This window comes from Streptomyces sp. NPDC057654, assembly GCF_042800135.1.
Lineage (GTDB): Bacteria > Actinomycetota > Actinomycetes > Streptomycetales > Streptomycetaceae > Streptomyces.
This window is the reverse complement of record NZ_JBHVHQ010000661.1, coordinates 1-4881: the sequence shown is the minus strand read 5'-3', so window position 1 is coordinate 4881 and position 4881 is coordinate 1. Positions and strand designations below refer to the sequence as shown.

5 protein-coding genes are annotated in these 4881 nt (G+C 72.6%); 2 read left to right on the top strand and 3 right to left on the bottom strand.

The window, feature by feature from the left end; translation table 11 throughout:
- Positions 1-564: glycosyltransferase (locus tag ACFU99_RS33110; protein WP_384399084.1), on the bottom strand; the 564-nt coding region annotated here is incomplete at its 3' end.
- Between the two features lie 228 nt (positions 565-792).
- Between ACFU99_RS33110 and ACFU99_RS33105 the strand changes: the two genes are divergently transcribed.
- Together ACFU99_RS33105 and ACFU99_RS33100 are read left to right on the top strand one after the other, a co-directional pair.
- On the top strand, positions 793-1425 hold the full coding sequence (locus ACFU99_RS33105; protein WP_384399082.1) for a TetR family transcriptional regulator: 633 nt from the start codon (positions 793-795) through the stop codon (positions 1423-1425).
- 249 nt (positions 1426-1674) lie between these two features.
- A complete protein-coding gene (locus ACFU99_RS33100) occupies positions 1675-2286 on the top strand; it encodes a response regulator transcription factor (RefSeq protein WP_384399080.1) in 612 nt (203 codons plus the stop codon).
- A gap of 144 nt (positions 2287-2430) precedes the next feature.
- On the opposite strand, the gene ACFU99_RS33095 is transcribed toward ACFU99_RS33100, so the two are convergent.
- The gene (locus ACFU99_RS33095) at positions 2431-4152 is read right to left on the bottom strand and encodes an ATP-binding cassette domain-containing protein (RefSeq protein ID WP_384399086.1); all 1722 of its coding nucleotides are present in this window, start codon (positions 4150-4152) and stop codon (positions 2431-2433) included.
- Between the two features lie 127 nt (positions 4153-4279).
- Positions 4280-4881: ATP-binding cassette domain-containing protein (locus ACFU99_RS33090; RefSeq protein WP_384399078.1), on the bottom strand; the 602-nt coding region annotated here is incomplete at its 5' end.

Genomic DNA, 4881 nt, shown 5'->3' with positions numbered 1-4881 from the left:
GCGTACGGAGGCGCGGCGGCGCCAGTCGGGGGCCGCGTCGAGGTCGAGGCGGCGGTCGACGGTGATGGGGTGGTGGATGGTGGTGACCAGGGGGAACCCGGCGCGTTCCATGCCGAGCAGCCCGTAGCCGAGGGTCTGGTTGTCGTGCACGACGTCGAATTCGCCGCGCCGGGCCGCCAGATGGCGGCGGGCGCGGAGCGAGAAGGTCAGCGGTTCGGGGAAGCCGCCGGTCCACATGGTGGCGACTTCGAGGGCGTCGATCCAGTCGCGGTACTCGCCGCGGCCCGGCGTGCGGAAGGGGTCGGGCTGGCGGTAGAGGTCGAGGCTGGGGAGCTCGGTGAGGGTGACGCCCGCGCCGGGGTCGAGAACCGGGTAGGGCTGGGCGCCGATGACTTCGACGCGGTGGCCGAGGCGGGCGAGTTCGCGGGAGAGGTGGCGTACGTACACGCCCTGGCCGCCGCAGTACGGGTTGCCCTTGTAGGTGAGCAGCGCGATGCGCAGCGGCCCGTCCTCGTCCCCGCCCAGGAGGCGAGGCGCAGCTGCCTCTGTGGCCTCAGCGGTCACTCTCGGCCCCCTTCTCACGCAGTTCAGCCGGAGCGTAACCGCTAGCGCTAATCTAGAACAAGTTTCAGACTTGATCGTTCAAGAGGCTCCGAATCTACCGGCCCGGCACGACCCGCAAAGGGCCGGATCGGGTGATTCGCGCCACGGCCCGGGCCCTGCCATGCTGTGGGCCCGTCCGGGCCGCGGCAAGACCGCCCGAGGGGTACCAGGGACCAGGGAATGGGACATATGACGACAGAAACCAAGTCGGCCATCGCCTCCACCCCGCCCCTGACCGAGCGTCAGGAGGCGCGTCGGCGCCGCATCCTGCACGCCAGCGCGGAGCTGGCCGGCCGCGGCGGCTTCGACGCCGTGCAGATGCGGGAGGTCGCCGAGGCGGCCGGGGTCGCCCTCGGCACCCTCTACCGCTACTTCCCGTCCAAGATCCATCTGCTGGTCGCCACCATGCAGGACCAGCTCCAGCACATGCACGAGACGCTGCGCAAGCGCCCGCCGACGGACGAGGCCCCGGCCGCCCGCGTCGCGCAGACGCTGATGCGGGCCTTCCGCGCCATGCAGCGCGAACCGCACCTCGCCGACGCGATGGTGCGCGCCCTCACCTTCGCCGACCGGTCGGTGAGCCCGGAGGTCGACACGGTCTCCCGGCTCACCACCGCGATCATCCTGGACGCGATGGGGCTCACGGGGCCGCCCACCCCCGAGCAGCTCTCGGCGGTCCGCGTCATCGAGCACACCTGGCACTCGGCGCTGATCACCTGGCTGTCGGGGCGGGCCTCGATCGCCCAGGTGAAGATCGACATAGAGATGGTCTGCCGCCTCATCGACCTCACGGGACCTCAGCAGAACTCTCCGGCCGCGTAGGTCCCTTAGATCACTTGGGCCACTTAGTACTCATGTCGGCCCTCAGACTCAGCAACGGACGTATTTGGTAGCGAGCGGGGCGCACACGGCTTGTTCAATGCGCCCCCACGCCCCCTCTTGGCCAATTCTGCGTATCCGGGACGCCGGGGGATACCGGTAGGAATATGAAGCCACGCGTCCAACCGATGCGACCTGCGCAGAGGGGTAGATGCGACCTGCACAGCGGGGCGGAGGGTCTGGGGGGAGAACGTGATCCGGGTACTTCTGGTGCACGACACCTATCTGCTGCGCACCGCGCTGGCGGCGCTGGTAGGCAGAGAAACGGACATCGAAGTGTCCTCGACGGCCTGGAACGGCGCCGTCGGCAAGGCCCGCGCCATCCGGCCGCACGTCTGCGTGGTCGACATGGACAGCCCCGAGGCCGGGGGTCCCCGAGGGGTGGGGATGCTGAGCGAGGACTGCTGCGAAGAGGAAGGAGGCCCCTCGCTGCTCGCCCTCGCGACGGCGGGCAGACCGGGGCCGCTGCGCCGCGCATTCGAGGCGCGGGCACTGGGGTACGTGAGCAAAAACGCTTCCCCTGGGCGACTGATCGAGTCGATCCGGCGGGTGGCCAAAGGCGAACGATGTATAGACGAGTCACTCGGCTTCGGCTTCCTCCAGGCGGCGGAGATCCCGCTCACGCCGCGCGAGCTGAGCGTCCTGACCCTGGCCGCCGAAGGCGCCTCCGTCAGCGAGATCGCGCGCAGCCTGCATCTCTCGCAGGGGACCGTGCGCAACTACATGGCCGCCATAACCCGCAAGACGGGGGCGCGCAACCGGGTCGACGCCATCCGCATCTCGCAGGGGGCAGGGTGGCTTTGACGGGGTTCTTGCGGAACGGGCCTCCGCGGAATGGGCCTCTGTGGAACGGGCTCTTGCGAAACGGGCCTCTGCGGAACGGACTCTTGCGGAACGGGCTTCGAGAGCCGGGTGCCGCCGGGCACCGGCCTCCTACTACGGCACGTACTACGGCACGTAATCCGCGGAAGCGGAACGGGCCGACGGCGACGGGCCCCCCTCGGAGCCGGGCGGCCCCGGTGGCTGAGGCACGCGCGCGGGCGCACCCGGCCCCTCCGGCGCGGAAGCGGCCACGCCCCCCGGCACGGGCCAGCTGCCCGTAAGCGCCCGGTAGAGATCCGAGCTGCTCAGCAGCTCCTCATGCGTGCCGCAGAGGGTCTGCGGGCCGTCCATGATCAGGATGCGGTGCGCGCGGTGGGCGGAGCTGACGCGGTGGGCGATCACGATCAGCGTGCCGCCGGGGCGGCGGGCGAAGGCCCGTTCGGCGCGGGCCTCCGCCGCCGGGTCGAGATGGCACGTCGCCTCGTCCAGCACCGCCACCGGAGCACGGCTCACATACGCCCGCGCCAACGCGATCAGCTGGCGCTCCCCGGCGGAGAGCCCCGCCGGGTCGACGACGGCCGTCAACCCCCCGATCCGGTCGGCCAGTTCGCCGAGGCCGACCGCCTCGGCGGCCGCCGTCAGCTCGGTGTCCGAAACCGGATCGGCGCACAGGTAACTCAAGTTGGCGCGAAGCGTACCCGTGAAGACGTACGCCTCCTGCGGGATCAGCACCCGCCGGCTCGGGTCGCCTCCGGCCCGTACGGGCTGGCCCCCGACCCGTACCACTCCGGAGCGCGGCTCCAGCAGCCCCGCGATCAGCCCCGCGAGGGTCGACTTCCCGACGCCGCTGGGGCCGACGACCGCCAGATGTCCGCCCTCCGGCACGGTCAGGTCCAGGTCCCGGACGACCGGCCGCGCGTGCTCCCCGTACGCGAAGGTCACCGCGCGCAGCTCGACGGCCGACCCCTCCCCCTCCCCCTCTCCCTTCGGTGAGGCACTGGCCCTCCCCCGGCCACCACCGAGCCTCACAGGCCCCACAGCCGTCAACCGCCTCAACACCACCACCAGCCGCGACCCGCTCGTCCCCAGCCCGTGCATCAGGTTCTGCAACGCGGGGAGCAGCGACGTCGTGAGGTACGAGAGCGCGCCGACGAGCGCTCCCGGCGTGACGCCGCGGTCGAGCAGCCACGGCGCGGTGACGATGAGCAGGACGATGGGGAAGCGCCCGGCCAGGGCCACGGCCAGGACCCGCAGCACCCCCCAGCGGGCCAGCGTGCGGGCCGCGCGGAACTCTGCCTCGATACGGATGTCCGCCTCCGCCGCCACGCGGGACTCCGCTCCGGCGGCGGTGATGTCGCGGAGGCCGTCGGCCACGGTGCCGAGTTCCTCGGCGATGGCCTCGTCCGCCGCGAGGAACGTCTCCTGGCGGCGGGCCATCGGGCGGAGCGTGGCCGCGAAGAGGGCGAGACCCAGGACGAGCGGGGGCACGACGACCAGGAGCAGCACAGGAGCCAGGGAGAACAGGCCGATCAGCGCGCCGGTGGCGGTGAAGACGAAGGAGCGGGCCACCATGACCAGGCCCGCGAAGGTGTCGCGGGCGATCTCGACCTGGTGGGTGAGGCGGGAGACCGCCGCACTGTCCCCGTCGTCGAGCGCCCGCGTCACCACGCGGCGTACGAGCGCGTCGCGCAGCGGCTCCACCAGCGCGGCCACCGCCCGGTAGACGCGGCCCGTGCCGTACGCGCCGACGGTCACGGCGAGCGCCGCCAGCCCCAGCCAGCCCAGCCCGACGCCGGAGCGGCCGGCCAGGAAGCCCTCGTCCAGGGCGCGGGCCAGTGCGAAGCCCATCACGAACGTCTGGCCGGTCTCCAGCGCCGACCACGCCGCCAGCCGCGCCACCACGCGGGCGCGGCGGCGCAGGAACCGCACCCCCTGCCCGTACGTACCGGGGCTCACGGCCCGGCCACCCCCGGCCTCAGTCACTGGACACCCGCCCGCCGTCGTCCGCGCGGTGAGGCTGATCGTCCGCGCGGTGAAGCCGGTCGTCGTCCGCGCGCTCCGGCTGATCGTCCGCGCTCTGCGGCTGATCGGCGTCGAACACCGCCCGGTACCCCTCCAGCCGCCACAGTTCCTCGTGCCGTCCCACCGCCCGTACGCGCCCGTCCTCCAGCCACGCCACCTGGTCCGCACGGGCCGCCGTCGTGGCCCGGTGGGCGACGATCAGTCGGGTACGCGGCCCGATCGCACCCAACAAGGCTTCGGAGACGCGCAGTTCCGTGACCGTGTCCAGGCTCGACGTCGCGTCGTCCAGCACCAGCAGGCGGCCCTGATGCGTGAACGCCCGTGCCAGCCCCAGGCGTTGGGCCTCGCCGCCCGAGAGCGGAGCGTCCGTCAGCCGCGTGTCGTAACCGTCCGGGAGCAGGCGTACGAAACCGTCGGCGCAGGCCGCCCGCGCCGCCTCGCGCACCCGCTCCGGGCCTGCTTCGCGGGGGCCGAAGCCGATCGTGCCGCCGATGGTGCCGCCCAGCGGGGCGGGGCGTTCGAAGGCGTAGCCGACCGCGCCGCGCAGCGCGTCGC

Excerpts from the sequence above, each read along its gene's own strand:
- ACFU99_RS33105 (WP_384399082.1), top strand. The coding sequence starts at position 793 with ATGACGACAGAAACCAAGTCGGCCATCGCCTCCACCCCGCCCCTGACC.
- ACFU99_RS33095 (WP_384399086.1), bottom strand. The coding sequence starts at position 4,152 with ATGGGCTTCGCACTGGCCCGCGCCCTGGACGAGGGCTTCCTGGCCGGC.